This window comes from Psychromonas sp. L1A2 (genome assembly GCF_009828855.1).
GTDB lineage: Bacteria > Pseudomonadota > Gammaproteobacteria > Enterobacterales > Psychromonadaceae > Psychromonas.
Genome location: NZ_WUAG01000001.1, coordinates 1,315,020 through 1,334,274, shown reverse-complemented (window position 1 = coordinate 1,334,274; position 19,255 = coordinate 1,315,020). Strand labels below are relative to the sequence as shown.

General features: G+C 34.5%; 18 protein-coding genes. 10 read left to right on the top strand and 8 right to left on the bottom strand.

Annotated elements, in window-relative coordinates; all coding sequences use genetic code 11:
- Positions 1 to 23: 23 nt before the first annotated feature.
- The 5 genes from GQR59_RS05840 to GQR59_RS05820 all read right to left on the bottom strand — a co-directional run bounded on the left by GQR59_RS05840 (position 24) and on the right by GQR59_RS05820 (position 4,942).
- Positions 24 to 698 (bottom strand): LysE family translocator, encoded by a 675-nt coding sequence (locus GQR59_RS05840; RefSeq protein WP_160061099.1) that lies wholly within the window; start codon positions 696 to 698, stop codon positions 24 to 26.
- Positions 699 to 926: 228 nt separating this feature from the next.
- The gene (locus tag GQR59_RS05835) at positions 927 to 1,460 is read right to left on the bottom strand and encodes a peroxiredoxin-like family protein (protein ID WP_160061098.1); all 534 of its coding nucleotides are present in this window, start codon (positions 1,458 to 1,460) and stop codon (positions 927 to 929) included.
- A 94-nt stretch (positions 1,461 to 1,554) separates the two neighbouring features.
- The gene (locus GQR59_RS05830) at positions 1,555 to 2,130 is read right to left on the bottom strand and encodes a YceI family protein (RefSeq protein ID WP_160061097.1); all 576 of its coding nucleotides are present in this window, start codon (positions 2,128 to 2,130) and stop codon (positions 1,555 to 1,557) included.
- A gap of 560 nt (positions 2,131 to 2,690) precedes the next feature.
- Positions 2,691 to 3,332, bottom strand: coding sequence for an HAD family hydrolase (locus GQR59_RS05825; protein ID WP_160062454.1), 642 nt, complete (start codon positions 3,330 to 3,332; stop codon positions 2,691 to 2,693).
- A 407-nt stretch (positions 3,333 to 3,739) separates the two neighbouring features.
- Positions 3,740 to 4,942: an EAL and HDOD domain-containing protein gene (locus GQR59_RS05820; RefSeq protein WP_160061096.1), complete on the bottom strand. Its 1,203-nt coding sequence runs from the start codon at positions 4,940 to 4,942 to the stop codon at positions 3,740 to 3,742.
- 805 nt (positions 4,943 to 5,747) lie between these two features.
- On the opposite strand from GQR59_RS05820, the gene GQR59_RS05815 reads away from it, so the two are divergent.
- Positions 5,748 to 5,999 carry a DUF2999 family protein gene (locus GQR59_RS05815; protein ID WP_160061095.1) on the top strand — a complete coding sequence of 84 codons (252 nt, stop codon included), beginning with the start codon at positions 5,748 to 5,750 and terminating at the stop codon, positions 5,997 to 5,999.
- 357 nt (positions 6,000 to 6,356) lie between these two features.
- Positions 6,357 to 7,364, top strand: coding sequence for a zinc-binding alcohol dehydrogenase family protein (locus tag GQR59_RS05810; RefSeq protein ID WP_160061094.1), 1,008 nt, complete (start codon positions 6,357 to 6,359; stop codon positions 7,362 to 7,364).
- Positions 7,365 to 7,451: 87 nt separating this feature from the next.
- On the opposite strand, the gene GQR59_RS05805 is transcribed toward GQR59_RS05810, so the two are convergent.
- Positions 7,452 to 8,399, bottom strand: a complete 948-nt coding sequence (locus tag GQR59_RS05805; RefSeq protein ID WP_160061093.1) for a LysR family transcriptional regulator — start codon at positions 8,397 to 8,399, stop codon at positions 7,452 to 7,454.
- Positions 8,400 to 8,840: 441 nt separating this feature from the next.
- Positions 8,841 to 10,499 carry an FAD-dependent oxidoreductase gene (locus tag GQR59_RS05800; protein WP_160061092.1) on the bottom strand — a complete coding sequence of 553 codons (1,659 nt, stop codon included), beginning with the start codon at positions 10,497 to 10,499 and terminating at the stop codon, positions 8,841 to 8,843.
- Between the two features lie 265 nt (positions 10,500 to 10,764).
- Between GQR59_RS05800 and GQR59_RS05795 the strand changes: the two genes are divergently transcribed.
- Genes GQR59_RS05795 through GQR59_RS05785 form a run of 3 tightly spaced genes read left to right on the top strand, consistent with a single transcriptional unit; the run spans position 10,765 to position 11,970 of the window.
- Positions 10,765 to 11,094, top strand: coding sequence for an ArsR/SmtB family transcription factor (locus GQR59_RS05795; RefSeq protein WP_160061091.1), 330 nt, complete (start codon positions 10,765 to 10,767; stop codon positions 11,092 to 11,094).
- A gap of 31 nt (positions 11,095 to 11,125) precedes the next feature.
- The gene (locus GQR59_RS05790) at positions 11,126 to 11,542 is read left to right on the top strand and encodes a YeeE/YedE family protein (RefSeq protein ID WP_160061090.1); all 417 of its coding nucleotides are present in this window, start codon (positions 11,126 to 11,128) and stop codon (positions 11,540 to 11,542) included.
- A 2-nt stretch (positions 11,543 to 11,544) separates the two neighbouring features.
- Positions 11,545 to 11,970 (top strand): YeeE/YedE family protein, encoded by a 426-nt coding sequence (locus GQR59_RS05785; RefSeq protein ID WP_160061089.1) that lies wholly within the window; start codon positions 11,545 to 11,547, stop codon positions 11,968 to 11,970.
- Between the two features lie 29 nt (positions 11,971 to 11,999).
- Here GQR59_RS05785 and GQR59_RS05780 read toward each other — a convergent pair whose 3' ends face one another.
- Positions 12,000 to 12,494, bottom strand: a complete 495-nt coding sequence (locus GQR59_RS05780) for an EAL domain-containing protein (protein ID WP_268892993.1) — start codon at positions 12,492 to 12,494, stop codon at positions 12,000 to 12,002.
- Between the two features lie 710 nt (positions 12,495 to 13,204).
- Here GQR59_RS05780 and GQR59_RS05775 point away from each other — a divergent pair.
- The 5 genes from GQR59_RS05775 (at position 13,205) to GQR59_RS05755 (ending at position 19,241) form a co-directional block, all read left to right on the top strand.
- Positions 13,205 to 14,401 (top strand): MFS transporter, encoded by a 1,197-nt coding sequence (locus GQR59_RS05775; protein ID WP_160061088.1) that lies wholly within the window; start codon positions 13,205 to 13,207, stop codon positions 14,399 to 14,401.
- Positions 14,402 to 14,660: 259 nt separating this feature from the next.
- Entirely contained in the window at positions 14,661 to 15,359 is a 699-nt protein-coding gene (locus tag GQR59_RS05770; protein ID WP_160061087.1) for a DUF3047 domain-containing protein, read from the top strand.
- Between the two features lie 45 nt (positions 15,360 to 15,404).
- Positions 15,405 to 16,382 (top strand): 2-hydroxyacid dehydrogenase, encoded by a 978-nt coding sequence (locus GQR59_RS05765; protein ID WP_160061086.1) that lies wholly within the window; start codon positions 15,405 to 15,407, stop codon positions 16,380 to 16,382.
- Between the two features lie 513 nt (positions 16,383 to 16,895).
- A complete protein-coding gene (locus tag GQR59_RS05760) occupies positions 16,896 to 17,834 on the top strand; it encodes a bile acid:sodium symporter family protein (RefSeq protein WP_160061085.1) in 939 nt (312 codons plus the stop codon).
- Between the two features lie 327 nt (positions 17,835 to 18,161).
- Positions 18,162 to 19,241: a YHYH protein gene (locus GQR59_RS05755; protein ID WP_236546667.1), complete on the top strand. Its 1,080-nt coding sequence runs from the start codon at positions 18,162 to 18,164 to the stop codon at positions 19,239 to 19,241.
- Positions 19,242 to 19,255: the final 14 nt, after the last annotated feature.

Below are 19,255 nucleotides of genomic sequence, written 5' to 3'. Positions count from 1 at the left end.
CAAGTCTAAGCATCCTTATTAACTTAGCTTTTCCTACTCATTCCTGCAGATATTGCTAAAGCACTCCCTAAAATAACAAACACGCTACCAACAGTGCGATTCACCAACATCATTGTGTTAGGTTTTGTAAGTAGTGGACTTATTTTTGAGCCTAATCCTGCATACATAAACATTGAAGAACAGTCTATAAAAAACCAAGTGCAAGCGAGCACCGCATATTGTTCAACTTGTGGTAAATCTGCATTCATAAAACTAGGGAATAGTGCAATAAAAAATAATAGATCTTTAGGGTTACTGATGCCCACCATAAAACCTTTTCGAAACAATGAATAAGCAGAATAATGGCTAAGCTGATGATGTCTCTGAACTTTAACTACAGATTCTGTAGGTTTTGTCTCAGGTGTACTATCTAATGCACCTTCTCTCCAAGCACTCCAGCCTAAATATAATAAATACCCTGCTCCAAATATTTTGAGCACAAAGAAAAGTGTTTCAGAAGCCGTTAATATAGCGCCAAGGCCAACAGCAGAAACGGTCATTAGCATTAATGCAGCAATCGCACCACCGATGATGGTAGGAATCGTTTTTTTATTACCAAACTTAACGCCATCAGAGATACATAAAAGAGCGGAAGGACCCGGGCTAAATATTAACACGCTAATAACACTGACATAAACTAGCCAAGTACTTAATTCCATTTAACTAATCCCACTTATTAAACTCCATTTACCTAATTTTTTCTGTCGTTTTATTACTAATTTAATATTACTTTTGAAAATGATTGAGCAGTAGAACATAAATAATATTGTTTATGTTCTACTGCGAAGTATATGAGAATAAAAGACTTCGCATTAAAAATCTATGAATAAACCTTACAAGCAATGTTTATCTGTCAATCCTTATCTAGCAATTGGCAGATACAATGATTAAGAATAAGTACCACGTATCGGGTAATCATTTTCTGGTGCTTTGATAAATTCAAGTCCACCAGCTAGTATGCCAATTTCAGGGCGAGCAAGCGGGCCATTAGATATATCAATTACTTGTACTTGGCCTTTTTCATTGATAACAAATAAGCCAGGTTCAGCAAATAAATGATCCGTTTCTTTCTCAGAGCGAGGGTTAGAAATATAAAGACCTAAAGCTTGCATTTGCTCAACAGTTAAACCGTAATAGATAGGAAAACTGATTTCTAGATCTGCTAAATGCATTTCAAGTTGTGCTTTACTATCTGCAGATACCGCTACAATTTCAACACCATTAGCCGTAATTTTCTCTTTGAATGTTTCAAGTAAATTAAGATATTTAGTACATAATGGGCAATGTTTGCCACGATAAACAACGACCATTTTCCAATCTGCATTATCTGATATGGTGCTAAGATCTACACTGGCTCCATCAAGGTCTTTAACTAATAGGCTCGGAAAAGGTGAACCTGCTGCAATGGCTGAGTGTGTCATTATATTTACTCCTGATTTATATTAAAAAATTAAAATAAAAGTCTTTATCTAATTAAAAAACATTATTTAAAATGCGTTTAATTTAAAACTGCTTTTATTGATTAAAAATGAGATTAAATGTAACTGGTACAGCATTACTGATTGATGGAAGCGCAGCAATATTTCTTAGCTGTTCAATACCTTTTTCTAAACCATAGTCACTTGCATTAATAACTATCGGCATAAGTGAAGTCACTAATAATCTTTCACCACTTAATTTAGTCACTTGAACATCACTTGTAACTTGATTTGAGATACCGTGAAGCGATAGGTTGAATTGAACAGATTCTGTATAAGTATCACCTACGTTCAAACTCGCCACTTTCTCTACGTCAACAAATCCAGATAGTTTTGCATCTGCAAACTTTGCCGTATCAAACAACATGCTTTTCACTCTGTCATTACGAATACCAATATTGGTTTCAACACTACTGAGGTCGATATTGAGCTTCACCTGACCAGAGTCGTTAATTGTCCCGGTTAGCTTTTGGAAACTATGTACTTCTCCAACTTTTAAACTTTTAACGCTTACGAAATTGAGTGAGGAATTATCACTAGACAAATCCCATTGGGCAAATGCACTTGGTGATAAAAAAGCAAATAACAGGGCAACTCCAGAGAGTGCTTTCATAAAAATCTCCATTAATTTTTAGTTAACTTAAAAAAACCTACAAGTACCAACGTCTTAACATCTTGTTAAATACAATAACTCCGTATTTACGGTGGATAGATAGCTTTAATATTAAAGCTATCACACAATATCAAACGTAATTATTTAATCAATAAGTTAACGAAGGTTTAATCATAAGAAACAAGGTATATGAAATAATCAGGAAGGGAAAAGCATTATTTAATCAAAAAGTTATCGGTTAATAATAAGGCTTAAGAATTTAGCTAGATGTTCAGCGCTTAAATATTCAATACAAAAAGTGACTTATACCAATGGAATTAAATAAGTGTTCAGGGGTTGCGCAGGAAAAATTAACACTAATAAGGCGTGAGTTGTAGGAGATAGTTGCTCTCACTTCAAAACTCACAACGCAGTTAGGGGTGATTTTAACCAGCAAGAATGATCACCTTATTAATTCTTTTGGTATTATCTGCTTTTAATCTACTCAGGAGACTTGAAATCGTTTGCTTTAAAGAAAAAACAAAAAGAATGCATTCCTGAAAAACCCAAATATGAAGCAATTATTGTTTTGATTGTCCATATTTAATAATGTTTATAATTTCAGTCATATGTTTAATTTGCACAGAGGCAAGTGGATGTTTTTCTTCTAACGTAGGGGCATAATAAACACTTTTCATTTTTGCACCGTTAGCGGCCTGTAAGCCAACGAGACTATCTTCAACAACATAACATTGGGCAGGTTCAACGTTCATTTTTTTAGCGGCATGTAAGAAAATACCAGGTTCAGGTTTCCAGGAGTCAATTTCATAAGAGCTGAATATATTACCGTTAAAATACTGAGCTAACCCTGTCACTTGAAGCGCTTGCTCAATTTTATCTCTAGGCGCAGAAGAGGCAACACAGAAAGGAACTTTTAACGACGCTAATAAATCTTTAACACCTTCATTCGCTTTTAAATGTTGTTCGAAAAGGTGTTTTACTTTAAGACGATAATCAGGAATAAAAGAGTCTGGAAAACGAGTATCAAACTCAGACTCTAAACTAGTAAGTATGACATTGAGTTTAACACCTCGATATAATGCCATTAACTCTTCCGCATCTGAATCAATACCAAGCTCAGCAAGTTGTTGTTGTAACGCTAAATTACAAAGGTACTCACTATCAACTAACGTACCATCACAATCGAAAATGATTAAATCCATCATGTCCTCCTACATAAAGCATCATTTAACAGCCTCATCAAACAATTCCATTAAATAATGTAATTGAAAAAGTATTGGTTATTTACACTACCAAACATAACCAGTTAATTAAGCTAGCGAATCTCTTTTAGTTTACAGGCTCTAACTCTCATTAAAAAGCGCAGCAAAAGCGCTTTATGAAAATATTTGACTTTTAGATGTGCAAATTAATGTGCAAAACCTTATAGATAAAAGTATCAAAATAATTAAAAAAATGATTTATAAAGCACATGAAAATCAGCAAAAACATAGATAACTGACTCTGAAATAAAAAATTATGAATTCGTTTATCGCTTTTATAAATGAACTAACAATGTCTATTTTCAGTATCTATTTATTATTGAGTAAAGAAGATTAAGTAAAAGAAGTTAAGTAGAAATCTCATCTGCCCACAGTGTTGACTCGACAGAGGAATTAATAATTTCAGCTTCAGTAATGTTTAAGGTTTTACTTAATTCATCAACTTTAGTCCAATTTGAGTTCTCTACTGCTTCTGCTAATTTAATCAGATCTTGAAGTCTGCCCTCTTCACCTAAAAGCGCATCTTTAATTTCTTGATTAATATTAAGAGGTTTCACAATAACGGACATATCAGAATCGAGTAAAGCATCAATAACAGACAGCATTCCACAAAGATAACCTATCTCTTTTTTATGATGTAATCCCATTGAAGACAGTATCATTTCAAAGAATTTTGCTCGCTGTAAAGACATGTTAGAAAGTATACTTGGTTTGTCCGCATTTAACGTTTTAATAACAGCATAGGTTATAAACTTACGTACACGATCTTCACCAAGATAAACAAGTGCCTGTTGTAGGGATTTTATTGGCGATCGAACCATCGAGTATTCGTTTACAAAATTTAATAATTTGAATGATAATCCAGGATTACTTGCGATAATTTTTTCAATTAAATGAAGATCTAAATCCTGACTAGATACGGCAACTGATAACTGTATTTTTGAGTTAAGTGATGAGTCTAATATTTTATTGTAGATCATCTCTGGCTTACTAAAAAAGTAGCCTTGAAAAAGTTCAAAACCATATTCCTTTGCAGTATGAAACTCTTCATAGGTCTCTACTTTCTCTGCTAAAAATTGAATATTGTAGTTGGATAATGCTTTGATATAAGCAGCCGCTTGTAGGAGAGAATAAGTGGTTATATCGAATTTTATAATATGAATGTGCTTATAAAAGCGTTCCCACTCTTTATTCGGCACAAAATCATCTAAAGCAATCGTGTAGCCTTTATTTTTTAACTCAATAACAATATTGTACAACTCATCAGTTGGCGGGCAATCTTCTAAAATTTCTATTACATAATTTTGATTTGGAAAATCAAATGGAAGTCTATCAATGAGGCTTTCATAACCAAAATTGACAAATCCTTTTTTCCCATCAAGAATACGCTTTTGATGCACTAATGTTTGATTAACCAAGATGCTTTTAGTTGCGAAGTCTGAGCTTACATTTGGGAATGAATTTTCTTTCCCGTCACGATAAAGTAATTCAAAAGCAATGGTTTTTTTGTTTCTATCGACAATTGGTTGTCGAGCGACATAAGAAGACATATTCCTACCTAATCGTAATAAGTAAAATGGATTGTTTATTAGAAAACCCATCTAAAATAATAAGAGCACTGAACAACTTCATTATATACGTTTTACAATATGGCTATTATATTTTGAAGTTGAGAAGTAAAAAGTTGAAAAGTAACTACAAACCACAATGACAGGTTTATAGCTTAAATAATATAATTAAAATAGAAAACAAAAGAACTTACATAACAAAGTGTGAAGCAATTATCTTTTGCCCTTTTTATGTCGTTATTTTAACAAATAATTGATCTTGGTCATTACTAATGAGAGTAAAAATACCTACATTTAAATACCACCGTAATGTAAAATGATACCCACACCAAATTTAACGACTTTTTTAAATAATAATCGCTAACCTCATTTTTTGTGCTTTGCTAAAGTGGCTTATACAGTGAATACGTAACGATTGATGCTCAACATTTGATGTTATTATCAGATCACGTATCGATGAGAGAAAGAGCTGCTATTTAGTGAAGTTTACTGAAAGGCGTTTAGAGTGTTAGTTGATTTAGGTAAATTACAAAAAGAACAAACCGCATTAATTCATACCGATGTCAGTGAATAATCTATTCTAAAATGAAACGAAAATATAGGTAAGCTTGTCTTATGAGTTGAATCTGCCCTATTAAAAAATGCTGAATATTTTTTTTAGTTTGTTAATGCCATGTTCAACCAATATAATTAATTTATTAGCAACTCTACTTATAGCAACGCAACTTAAATTATGAAAAAACAATTTAAGAAACAACAAGTCAATGACAATTAAACAAGGCTACAAATGAACCCAATTATTGCAATTTTAAAAAAACACAATGTAAGTGACGAAAAAATAAAATCACTTTTTGAAGCACTAACTGATAATCCAATGATGGCAATGAGCCTTGTACAACAATTAGGTATCCCACCAGAAGAGCTGAAAAAAATGATGGGCACTATAATGACACAACCTCAATTAATTAAAGAAGCAACAGATGAATTAGGTTTAGACTTCGCTAAAGTACAAGAAGCAAAAGATAAACTAAATAAGTAGTTAAACAGTTCTTTTCCAGTCCAAAATATCACTATGACTTAGTCTATCAATCATAAAATGAGTAACTTAATAACGTGACTCATTTTATGATAACTCAGTATAAAAATATTAAAGTATTTGGTTTTATTTATTGACTATCCTGCCCACTCTTTCTTATTAGTCATTTGTTTAAATGCATAATTTGCTTATGTTAACACCCATCTAATAGTTTGGTTTTCAATAAAAAACATGATCCTTTTTCTATGGTTAATTTATTCCATAATGATTGGAATTTATGCCTCTTTTTAACCTAGTCCACCCAAGGCAAAATACCCCTATCAGCACAATACACACACATAAAGTAAAGAGGTACTGAAAATGAAAGCCATTGGATATCAACAAAATTTACCTATAGAAAATGAATTATCTCTACAAGATATAATATTAGATACACCTATTGCACAAGGCCATGATATTTTAGTTGAGGTCAAAGCAATATCTGTCAATCCAGTTGATTTTAAAGTTCGTCAAACAGCTCCAGCTACTGAAAATGAATACAAAGTATTAGGTTATGATGCGGCAGGCATTGTTAAGTCTGTTGGTGAAAATGTCACATTATTTAAACCAGGTGATAAAGTATGGTACGCCGGTGATATTACTCGCTCAGGTAGCAATGCACAGTTTCAATTAGTTGATGAACGCATTGTTGGTTATATGCCAAATACATTATCGTATGGTGAAGCCGCAGCATTACCATTAACCAGTCTCACTGCATGGGAATTATTATTTGATCGCCTTAATATAGTCAAAGATGATGCTTCTAAACGTATTTTAGTGATTGGGGCAGCTGGCGGAGTAGGATCCATCATGGTGCAATTACTAAAAAAACTCACTAAACTTGATATTATTGCGACTGCATCACGCCCAGAAACAGTCTCTTGGTTAGAAGATTTAGGTGCTGATACCATCATTAATCACCGTCATCCATTAAGCGAAGAATTCGCAGCCAAAAACTTAAAAGATGTTGATTATGTAGTCAGTTTAAATAGCACAGAGCAACATTTACCTGAAATTATAAAAATCATTAAACCACAGGGTAAATTTGGATTGATTGATGACCCCACTACCTTGGATATTAAACCTTTTAAAACAAAAGCGGTTTCAGTTCACTGGGAATTAATGTTTACTCGTTCATTATTTAAAACAGATGATATGCAAGAACAACATGACATTTTAAATAACGTTGCCAATATGATTGATAATGGATCCATTAAAACTACTGTCGGTGACAATTTAGGTGTTATTAATGCGACGAATCTACGTAAAGCACATCAGTATTTAGAATCACAAACCGCTAAAGGTAAAGTGGTATTAGAAGGGTTTTAATAACAATTTTTCTTTCTTAATTTTATTGAAAAAAGAGCTAAATAGTCGCTCTTTTTTCTTTTTCTATTAATAATTAATGAGGCGGCTTTATTGATACATCTGTTTATAATTGGGCACATGTTTAACCCAAAAAGCTGGCGTTCCTATATATTCCTGAACTGTTTTTATAAACTCACTGACTAGAGGTGTTTGTTTTCGGTGTGGGTAAAGCGCATAGATTCCAGTATCCATCGTCGACAGTTTATAATCGGTTAATAGTGTTAATAATCCCATTTCTTCTATTGGTTTTTCTAAGTTAAATAAATCAATAATCGCATAGCCTACTCCTGCTTGTACTGCATCCATCATCGCGCGTACATCACTGACTTTATAATTTCCTTTTATCTTAAAGGTTTTCATTAGTTCGCCATGTGGTTGTTCACTCACTTTTATTTGATCCAGACTGACATCTCCATTTCCGTAAATAATAGCAGGTAAAGCAATCAACTCTTCTGGTGTTGTAGGTAATCCATATTGAGCAACAAAATCATGTGAAGCAATTAACGCAAAATGTGCATTAGCGATTTTCTTAACCATTAAATTTGAATCATTTAATTTACCGATTCGAAAAGCTAAATCAAAATGGTCTCCAATAATATCGCTTCTTTTATCATCTAACATAAGTGTTATTTTTACATGCGGATACTGTTGCATAAATTGATTAATAGCAGGCTGAATATACTGCTGTCCAAAAAATATACCAGAAGTAATACGCAACATACCTTTTGGTTGAGATTGATAAGAATCAGCCGTACTTTTAATGTCATTAAGCGTATCGACTAAGGTATGCGCCTGAATTAATATTTCTTCGCCCGCCGAGGTTAAAGAAAATGAACGCGTAGAACGGTTAAGTAATTGTACCCCTAATGTCGTTTCTAACTTTTTAATTTGCTTAGATAATGATGAGTTATCCATATCGTGAATGGCGGCAGCTTTAGCAAATGATCCTTGCTGTACAACATCTATAAATAACATTAACTGATTAGTAATCGACACAAGTTGCTCCAATAAATACTCTTTGATACAGAAATAAGTCGCCTTATAGGCAATAGATTAAACAGACTCACTGAGCCAAATTAAAGACGATTAAATTATAAAACTTAATTTATAATTATTGATGATTTTGACCATAATACACTTAATTAATTTACTAGGATAAAACCATTTTTAAGAAAGTTCAGATCGATGAGATGGTAAGTCGGCATATCAATAAATGAGTAAACAAGCTATTTTCAAATACACTTGATAAGTAAATATTTTATTGCCAGATAGTGATGGTTTATGGCTAAAAATGTGGTTATACCAACCACATTAATTAAATAACTCAAATATAAGCGAATCAGAAAATAAGAAGGCTCCTTGTAAAAGCGCTTTCTTAATAAATGCTTTTTCGCTTATTTAGAGGACTAATTTATTGTATGAATTTATTGTAAGATGTTAGCGAGTGACTAGCTTCCAAGTTTTAAAACCTCCCGTCATATTTTTCACCATATAACCTAAGTTAGTTAATAATCGTGCAGCAACATGTCCTCGGACACCAACTTGACAATAGACTAAAATTTCTTTGCTTTGATCGAGTTTATATAAATTTGAACGAAGTTCATCGACTGGAATGTTAATCGCTCCTGGAATCAAGCCCATTTTCGTCACCTCTGCTTCAGTACGAACATCCAGTAAAATCTGTTGTTCAGAAAGACAATTTAAGGATTCAGTATGAAAAATAAATTCATCGCCTTTCATCACATTAGATGCCACTAAGCCAGCCTGATTGACAACATCACGCGCAGAGCCAAAAGGTGGCGCATAACATAACTCAAGATCTTGAAGATCAAAGACACTTAACCCCGCTCTTTGTGCGACAGAAATAACATCAATACGTTTGTCAATCCCCTCTTTTCCTACCGCTTGAGCACCTAAAATAGCGCCTGTATCAGGATTAAATAATAATTTTAACGTAACAGGATGCGCACCTGGGTAGTAACCAGCATGACTGGCTGCATGGACATACACTTTTTCATAGACTATTCCTTTACGTATTAAGGTTTTTTCATTTAACCCTGTAGAAGCAACGGCTAAATCAAATACCTTACAAATCGCTGTACCTTGTGTTTTTTTATAGGTTTCCGTGGATCCAAATATAACATTAGCCGCTAAACGACCTTGTCGATTGGCAGGTCCAGCTAACGGCGCGAGCATTGCTTCACCTGTTACAAAGTCCAGAGTTTCAATAGCATCACCTACCGCAAAAATACAAGGATCACTGCTACGCATATACTCATCGACTCTGATACCACCTAATTCACCAATCTCTAACCCTGCTTTCATTGCTAAAGAGGTCTCAGGTTTTACGCCTACCGCCATAATCAACAAGTCAGTTTGAAACTGGGTGCCATCATTTAATGTTAAAGATAAAGTGCGATCAGTTTCTTCGCATAAAGCGACTTCTTTTAAGGCCTTACCTAGTTTTAACTCAACATGATGAGCCTCTAATTCATCATGTAACATATTCGCTATTTCAATATCAACCGGTGCCATCACTTGAGGAGCAAGTTCAACTAATGTGACGTCAATTTTACGGTGGCGAAGTGCTTCTGCCATTTCTAAACCAATAAAACCACCACCGCAAACGGTCGCATGTTGAGGTTTATTCTGTGCAATTGAAGCCATAATGGCATCCATGTCAGGTATATTTCTCAAAGAATGCGTTAGGTGGTTATTAATCCCTGAAATAGGTGGAATAAAAGGACTCGCCCCAGGACTTAAAATAAGCACATCATAAGTTTCAGTATATTGTTCATTTGTCAGAGTATTCTGAATATGAATAAATTTTTCTTCTTTATTAATCGCTAAGACTTCATTTTGTACACGGACATCTACATTAAATCGCTTCTTAAAACTTTTCGGGGTCTGTAAAAGTAACGCTTCTCTTAATTCAATCTCCCCACTGATATGATACGGCAGACCACAATTAGCGAATGAAATATGTGGCCCTCGTTCTAATATAATGATTTCAGCGGTTTCATCTAAACGACGTGCTCTTGCAGCAGCGGAAGCGCCACCAGCAACACCACCAATAATTAGTATTTTTTTAGACATATTGACTCCAAATTAATATAAAAATGGCACCCCAGTGCCGTTCTTGATTCAATTTCAAAATAAGAACAACACATTAAAAAATAACTTAATGTGTTCCTATAAATGACTAATTAAAACCATAACAAACTAAATTAGATAAATCTAATACATAAAAAACTAATTTACCCACACCTAATATAACTAAAACTAATAAAGAAAAATCTAAATTATATTTGATAAGATGAAAAATGAATGTAATATCATCATTATTAAAGAGGATTAAAACATGAAAAATAAATTAGCAATGATTCATGAAAATGCGGGTGAAGCAAGTGCTCTGCTTAAATTAATGGCTCACAAAGACCGAATGGTCGTGTTGTGTTTATTATCTGAAGGTGAGATGGGTGTCGCTGAGTTACGCGAACATACCCAATTAAGCCAGTCAGCATTCTCTCAACATTTAAGTGTTTTAAGAAAAAATGAGTTAGTTAAAGTGAGAAAAGAATCGCAACTAGTCTTTTATTCACTAGCAGATGAACGCGTGAATATATTATTAAAAGCAATGCAACAAGCCTTCTGCCCTAGTTTATCGTCTGATTATCAACCAGAAGAATGATTTATTGTGATTAATGTATGGAGTCAGTGATATGGAAAATTTTACCCCTTGGACATCTTTAATGGGCGGTGCTTTATTAGGCCTATCCGCTACATTATTAATGTTGTTTTCAGGAAAAGTCGCAGGGATAAGTGGTATTTTAAACGGATTACTAACACCAAAAAAAGGTGATTTTTTATGGCGTTTATTTTTTATAATAGGGATGGCGTCGAGTATTTTATTGTTAAGTCCTTTTTCCATTGAATTACCTGAGTTATCAGGCCAACCATTAGTCTTTATTATTGCAGGGTTATTAGTTGGCTTTGGCACCCGCTTAGGAAATGGTTGTACAAGTGGCCATGGTATTGTTGGTATTGGCCGCTTTTCTACACGTTCAATTATTGCAACCTGCGTTTTTATCGGCGTCGCAGCATTTGTTGTTTTTCTTCGTTTACATGTGGGAGTTTAATCATGCTTAAAACTATCATCTCTTTAATTTCAGGAATATTATTTGGTACAGGGATGATTATTTCGAATATGGTAGACCCGACTAAAGTCATCGGATTTTTGGACGTGATGGGTTCTTGGGATCCTAGCCTCGCATTAGTTATTATTGGTGCTCTAGCCGTATTTACACCTTGTTATCATTTTTTTATTAAACAACGCAGTCATGCAATAAATGGGGAAAAATTTAACTGGTCAAATAATACTAAGGTTGACGGAAATTTACTAATAGGGGCAACCATTTTTGGTATTGGTTGGGGTTTGGTTGGTATCTGCCCTGGTCCGGCAATGAGCAGTATTGGCAGTGGTTCTTTATCTCTTTATTTGTTTATCGTGAGTATGCTTTGTGGGATGGCGATCGCTAACACAACACTTTTCAATAAAAGATGTTAATTTAAGTTCATAAAGCTAGTTTACAATAGTCAATTAATGAATGAATCTTCTTTTAGTGCAGTACATTTTACACTTTTTACATAATGCGCTAAAGGCTTAGGTCGACCATGAAAATAACCTTGCTGTATATTAAAGCCTAAAGAAAACAAAATGTTAGCGTGTTCCTCAGTTTCAATACCTTCTATTAAACTTTTCATACCAAGGGTGCTAACTATTCGGTTAATACATTCACGAGTGACAGTGTTATTATTGATACTTTCGAGGAATGATTTATCTACTTTTACGGTTGTAGCCGGAATATTGTGTAAATATGCAAGCGATGAGAAGCCCGTTCCAAAATCATCAATACTGATATTAATGTCATTTTCTACGAGTCTTCTTAATGAATTATTTTGGTCTTTTATCTCAGTAAAGAGTACTCTTTCAGTCAGCTCTATATTAATGTCTTTAGGTTGCAGATTATGCTCGTTAAGTTGTTGTAATATAGTATCGACAAGATTTGGATCTTGATAAAGATAAACCAGAAAAATGACAAAATGCTTGAACCTCTTCTCCTTTAGGATGAAATCACCAGAGTTCGTTAATCACACCCCCCTCCTTGAAATACAAGCTTATAAATTAATAGATTCTCTTTTATTACCTCTGACTGGCCAGTTTTAAATTTCTATTTAATAATTCATCGAGACATGGACTATTCCATAATTTAAGTGAAGCAATATTTGCCCAAACAATTTTTGATTGGTCAATGTAATACACCCAAATAGACGTTAAAAACCTTTTTTCTTTAATTTTTAACGTGCTCAATTTAATACCAATCACACTAATTAATTGTTCTATTTTACTGGTTAAAATAACTTATTGCTTCGTTGTAAATTTCGCAAAGGGAGCAACCATTAAAGCATCAAACTCTTTTGGTTAATTCTCCGATAGACGATTAACGAAGTTAATCTTCAAAAGGCTCAATTTACGCCTTAATCTAAGCTATTTTTCCTGTGCAAAATGTAGATCTCTTATTTAATATAATCGGTATAACAATTCAAAAAGCTATTTATAAATTGAACATAGTTAAAATCACTAAAATTAACAAAAGTTATAAGTGACTAAGATCACATTTAGAATTAACATGCAGTCTTTATTTCATCATTACTATTAACATTCTAATATTTGAGTTCGGCACAATACGCCCTATCGATAAATGAATGTCCTAAGTAATAATCCCGTTTAAAGGATAATTATGACGTCAGATCACTTACCTCAACCAACAAACCGCGTCGCGATTATGTTTGTCTTAGCATTAGGGACTTTCATTTTAGGCCTGACTGAATTTTCAATGATGCCTATGCTACCTCTAATCAGTGACACATTTAACGTGACACCAACACAGTCAGGCTATGCTATTAGCGCTTATGCTATGGGGGTTGTTGTAGGTGCCCCTATTTTAATGCTGACCACCGCGAATATGCGTAAACGTAAAGCATTATTAATATTTTTAACGTTAATGTTTATTGCTAATGGTTTAAGTGCCCTTTCAAACTCGTTAAATCAATTGATTTTATTTCGTTTTTTAAGTGGGTTACCTCACGGCGCCTACTTTGGTGCAGCAATTCTTTTAGCAGCTGATATTGCTCCAAAAGGAAAACGATCTGCATTTATGTCTAAAATTTTTATGGGGTTAACCATCGCCACTATTGTTGGAGTACCTATAGTAACTTTAGTTGGACAAAACCTCAGCTGGCGTTATTGCTTAGCAGGGGCGTCTATTTTATCACTTATTGCTTTAGTCTTTGTTTATAAAATAGTTCCAAATATTGATAACAGAAAACCATCTAACCTACTTAATGAATTTAGTGTATTAAAAGATAAACTTGTTTGGTCGATTTTAGGCATAGTGATCATTGGTTTTGGTGGCGTATTTTGTATTTATACTTATATCGCAGACACTATTTTAGATGTCACACAAACGCCCGCTTATACCATCTCAATTGCCATGGTCATGTTTGGCATTGGCTGTACTTTAGGCAATTATTTTTTAGGTAAGGCAGCTGATGTATCGGCAATTAAAGCGACAGGTATTTGTTTAATTTGTACCATTATATTTGCTATCGCTTACGTTAATGCAAGCCATAATATTTGGTTGCTATATGCCGTTATTTTCTTAATCGGCTGTAGCATTGGTTTAGCCACCTTAATCCAAACATTATTAATGGATGTTTCACCAGATGGTCACGCGATGATCGGTGCATTGGTTCAATGTGCTTTTAATGTAGCCAATGCAATTGGACCTTGGGTTGGTGGAATGGCAATTGCACAAGGAGCACAACCTAACCAAACGGGTTATGTCGCCGCAGTTTTATTCTTCGGTGGCTTCATAATGTGGGTATTAAGCTATATGCAGTTAAATGCAAAAAAGAAATTAACTGTTCCAGCATAAACTTTCCTGTAAAAAATAGTGGTGCAGAGTTAAATTTAGCACCACTCACCCGCCTGAATGAAAAGATGATAGTTTTCAAAAAGTACTTAAATATCCATTTTACAAACTAACGTCCTTCCTTTAAAAATTGATGTAATCAAATACACTGTTAAAGACTTTTTGTTATCAGTGCTATTTCCAAGATCGACAACTTATTGTCATTTAACTTTATTCAGCGTTATTATGACCGTTCAACAAATTCTATTGAAAGAGAAAACCAATGTTATTTAGAGGAACAGTTCCGTTTTTATCTCAGTTAATTAAACTGATAATAGCCGTTAATATAGTGCTTACTTTCAACGTCAATGCATCAGTCAATGTCACCTCACTGGAAACAAATGGTATTAATAGCTGGGAAAGTGAATCATTTGAAGGTGAGTCAACTTATAACCTTGTTGAATATGATAATCGTAAAGTTTTAAAGGCTCAAAGTAATAACTCAGCATCAGGATTGGTGTTAAAAAAGAAAATAGATTTATTAAAAACGCCTTATATCAATTGGACTTGGCTAACCAAAAATAAATTCACTGGATTAGATGAAAAAAGTAAAAGTGGTGATGATTACGTCGCACGGGTTTATGTTGTTATTGACGGTGGGTTTAAAATTTGGAACAGTAAATGTTTAAGCTATGTCTGGTCAAGTAACCAAAGTGAAGGTGAAGTTTGGGATAATGCTTTCATAGGCGACAAAGTAAAAATGGTTGCGGTGCGAGGCAAACAAGCAAAAGTAGATCATTGGTATAATGAAAAACGCAACGTATTCCAGGACCTAGTTGAGCAATTTGGCGATAAAGGCAGCGACAAAAAAAACCTAGCGGCCTACCAATATATTGATGTGATCGCCATTATGACTGATACCGACAACAGTGCTGGAAAAGCAGAATCTTATTACGGAGATATCATCTTCACTGCTGAATAATAATTCACCGATCATTTACACAAACACATTACACAAGGGATCAATATGAAAGATAAAGTTGTTTTATTCAAAAAAATACCAAACCAACAGCAACAATTATTAAGTGAATATTTTAACCTTGTGTGTTTTGATAAAATTGATGCCAATAATATGGATGCTTTTATCCATGAAATCAAAGATGCAGATGGATTAATTGGCGCAGGTGTAAAACTAACCACAGAAATCTTAGATAACGCGATTCAATTAAAAGTTATCTCAACCATTTCAGTTGGCTTTGATCACTTTGATCTCGATTACTTAAATAAACGTAATATTGCATTAACCAACACACCTGATGTATTAACCAATACCACCGCTGACACTATTTTCACGCTAATAATGTGTGCCGCTAGACGCACCACAGAGCTAAATAATATGGTCACATCAGGGCAATGGACTAACAACTTAAAAGACCAATACTTTGGTGTTGATATTCATGGTAAAACCTTAGGGATATTAGGTATGGGTCGTATCGGTTATGCCGTTGCTAAGCGAGCACACCATGGTTTTGATATGAAAATTAATTACTATAATCGTAGTGCCAACAAACAAGCTGAACAAGATGTTAACGCACATAAATTAGCACTAGACGAGCTATTAGCAACATCTGATTTTGTATGCTCTATTTTACCTGCAAATGAACAGACTGACCTGCTGATCGGACAACGTGAATTAGACTTAATGAAACCTTCTGCTATTTTCATTAATGGAGGCAGAGGTAATGTTATAGATGAACAAGCGCTTGCAATGGCACTTAAAAATCGAACCATTAGAGCAGCGGGTTTAGATGTTTATCAAGTAGAGCCTTTGCCAACATCATCACTTTTAATGTCTTTAGATAATGTCACTCTATTTCCACATATTGGCTCTGCAACAGCAGAAACCAGACTCGCTATGATTTGCAGCGCAATAGATAGTCTTCAAGCCGCTTGTTCTGGAGATTTAACAAAAAACTGCGTTAATGCAGAAAATATAACTCGATAACTTTCCTCCTGCTTTAAGGGATAGTATTTAATAAAGGTGCTCGAAAATCGCAATGTTTGCGAGTAGGTTTGTAAATAACCTCAATTCTAGTTAATGAAAGCTGAATGATATTTAAAATCAGAAAGTTGTATTTTTCACTAGGCAGATTCAAGCTATCAGTGCCGTTAGTTTTGCGTAGTTCAAGACGAATTATTGAAGTAATAATGGGTTATTGAGAGATGATTTAACGCAGAAATCCGCGGAAATAGCAGTCTTGTATCACTTTGCTTATCCAGAACTGAGGTTAAATAGGTTTGTGTGTAGATTTTCGAGCATATTTACGCCAAACAAGCCCAGCCTGCTTAATGGGTAAAGAGTAATGAGTAAAGAGTGACAATATTAACTGAATTATTTACAGGGTAACAAATTTTACTGATCTCATTTCTACACGTCCATCTCATTACCACTATTGCATAAAGAAATTCGACAGTTTATTCTCCGTTACCTTTTTTACTTATTAAGAATGGATTCCCCATGATCAAAACAATCACTAACCTATTCCCTGTGTGGGCTATTTTATTATCATTATTAGCTTTTTTTCAGCCATTATTATTCACTTCTTTAAAAACATTAATAGTCCCTTTGTTAACACTTATCATGCTAGCTATGGGACTGACATTAACACCTAAAGATTTCGCGAATGTCAGTAAAAATATTAAAGCGGTCTCAGTAGGCGTTATATTACAATTTACTGTCATGCCGATAGTTGCATTGGTCATCGCAACATTAATGAACTTTGATGCAAACTTAACCGTTGGCTTAGTATTAGTTGGTGCGGTAGCTGGAGGAACAAGCAGTAATGTAATGTGTTTCTTGGCTAAAGGTGATGTTGCTTTATCGATTTCAATGACCGCTATTAGTACATTATTAAGTGTCATATTCACTCCTTTACTCGTTGAGTTACTAGCGGGTAAAAGTATTGATATCCCTGTGACGGGCATGATTATCAGCCTCATAAAAATTGTGTTAGTGCCTGTCGTAATGGGTATCGTACTCAATACTTTATTGCATAAACCAATCAAAATAATAGCACCAGTTTTACCACTTATATCAATGGCAGCCATTGTTATTATCATTGCAATTGTCGTCGCACTTAATGCAGAAAAGTTAGTAGAAGTGGGTTCAATGGTCGCGATCGCCGTTATCTTACACAACTCTTTTGGTTTACTAGCGGGTTACTGGATCACTAAAAAGCTAGGCTTTGAAGAAAAGGTTTGTAGAACTATCGCATTTGAAGTTGGTTTACAAAACTCAGGTTTAGCCACTGCATTGGCAATGAAGTTCTTTGCTCCAACTGCAGCAATTGCAGGTACTATTTTTTCTATCTGGCATAACATCAGTGGTTCTATATTAGCGGGATACTGGTCTCGTACAGCAAATGAAATCGATACGAATAAAATAACAAGTAAATAACAACTTAAAACTATAAATGATGTCATCTATACCCTCTCCATAGACGACATCATAGCTCATGTGCTTAAAAGTATTATCAAAAATAAAACTAGAATTTACTCCTCCCTATTAACCATTAACTATCATTAGCATGGTAAAAATAATGTACATTCACCGTATAACACTTAGAAAATAACTAATGACAACCAATCATTTATAATCACTACCAAACCTAACATTCCTTTCAATTAAGTTTAATTTACCTCATCCATTTCCTCATTATTTACACATTTCGTCTATATGATGCACTAGTATTTATTAACAGATTAATTTACCTAGGAGTAAACGATGGGTTTATCAACAATGGTAGTACCAAAAAAGTTATCACTAATAACCAGCGTTGCTATTAGCACAATAGCCTTAACAGGATGTGATTTATTATCTACTGACTCTCCTTCTTCTAAAGAAACTAAAGTCCCTGTTCAGTCAGCCACTCCTAAAGGAATCGATCTTTCATTATTTGCTAATGGTGCATTTACTAAAACACCTAAAATTGTTGATTGTGAAACTTCTGACGGTACAAAAACCAGTTGTTATGAAATAACCACAACAGGTACGCCAGCAGGAAGAGAACCAGGCCCATTTTGCCCAAGAACAACGAGTGATGGTCCAGAAGCCGGTGGAGCTTGGTTTAGTAAAGAAGGATCAGGTGATTTAGTTGATATTACGGGTGAGTTCATTTTAAAACTTAGTGATTATTATGGCGATGAAAAATGGGTCGTTTACGATACAAAAACAAATAAAGTTCGCTATACAGCAACTAAAGCAGCTTGTTTAGGTGCTGCTCGTCCAGATGTTGAAGAGCAATACAAGCAAAATTGTATAGAATGCCAACTATCCTATCTTGATGACGATTTTTCATTAACGTATCTTATTCCTGTCACCCCAATCCCGGCAGATAAACCAGGCCGAGTTAGAACGGTTGGTATTGCTTTAGATGGAGCAGAGCTTTCAGGTCCAGCACCAATAGGCGCTATTTTAGGAAGTTATACCATTGCAGCCTTCGATGATTGTGGTGGGCATATCAATGTACACCAAGGCTATCACTATCATTCAACAACAGGCTGTACCGATACAAATGATAAAACTGATGACGGTCACGCTGCATTAATTGGTTACGCAGTAGACGGTTATGGCATCTATGCAATGAAAAATGCGAAAGGTAAAGAAGAGTTATTAGATGAATGCCGTGGAACAACTGATGATATTAGGGGCTATCATTATCACGCAGCAAGCCCAAGTGAAAACATGTTTATTGGATGCATGCATGGAAAAACTGTAAAAACAGCGGGCGGACCTCCAGATGGCGGACCTGATGGACATCGTGGACCACCACCAAACGGCAATAAACCACCAATGGCAGAATAATAGGAGTTGCAACA

Excerpts from the sequence above, each read along its gene's own strand:
- GQR59_RS05760 (WP_160061085.1), top strand. The coding sequence starts at position 16,896 with ATGATCAAAACAATCACTAACCTATTCCCTGTGTGGGCTATTTTATTA.
- GQR59_RS05830 (WP_160061097.1), bottom strand. The coding sequence starts at position 2,130 with ATGAAAGCACTCTCTGGAGTTGCCCTGTTATTTGCTTTTTTATCACCA.
- GQR59_RS05785 (WP_160061089.1), top strand. The coding sequence starts at position 11,545 with ATGCTTAAAACTATCATCTCTTTAATTTCAGGAATATTATTTGGTACA.
- GQR59_RS05770 (WP_160061087.1), top strand. The coding sequence starts at position 14,661 with ATGTTATTTAGAGGAACAGTTCCGTTTTTATCTCAGTTAATTAAACTG.
- GQR59_RS05800 (WP_160061092.1), bottom strand. The coding sequence starts at position 10,499 with ATGTCTAAAAAAATACTAATTATTGGTGGTGTTGCTGGTGGCGCTTCC.
- GQR59_RS05840 (WP_160061099.1), bottom strand. The coding sequence starts at position 698 with ATGGAATTAAGTACTTGGCTAGTTTATGTCAGTGTTATTAGCGTGTTA.
- GQR59_RS05835 (WP_160061098.1), bottom strand. The coding sequence starts at position 1,460 with ATGACACACTCAGCCATTGCAGCAGGTTCACCTTTTCCGAGCCTATTA.
- GQR59_RS05790 (WP_160061090.1), top strand. The coding sequence starts at position 11,126 with ATGGAAAATTTTACCCCTTGGACATCTTTAATGGGCGGTGCTTTATTA.
- GQR59_RS05755 (WP_236546667.1), top strand. The coding sequence starts at position 18,162 with ATGGGTTTATCAACAATGGTAGTACCAAAAAAGTTATCACTAATAACC.
- GQR59_RS05820 (WP_160061096.1), bottom strand. The coding sequence starts at position 4,942 with ATGTCTTCTTATGTCGCTCGACAACCAATTGTCGATAGAAACAAAAAA.
- GQR59_RS05795 (WP_160061091.1), top strand. The coding sequence starts at position 10,765 with ATGAAAAATAAATTAGCAATGATTCATGAAAATGCGGGTGAAGCAAGT.
- GQR59_RS05765 (WP_160061086.1), top strand. The coding sequence starts at position 15,405 with ATGAAAGATAAAGTTGTTTTATTCAAAAAAATACCAAACCAACAGCAA.
- GQR59_RS05815 (WP_160061095.1), top strand. The coding sequence starts at position 5,748 with ATGAACCCAATTATTGCAATTTTAAAAAAACACAATGTAAGTGACGAA.
- GQR59_RS05825 (WP_160062454.1), bottom strand. The coding sequence starts at position 3,332 with ATGGATTTAATCATTTTCGATTGTGATGGTACGTTAGTTGATAGTGAG.
- GQR59_RS05810 (WP_160061094.1), top strand. The coding sequence starts at position 6,357 with ATGAAAGCCATTGGATATCAACAAAATTTACCTATAGAAAATGAATTA.
- GQR59_RS05775 (WP_160061088.1), top strand. The coding sequence starts at position 13,205 with ATGACGTCAGATCACTTACCTCAACCAACAAACCGCGTCGCGATTATG.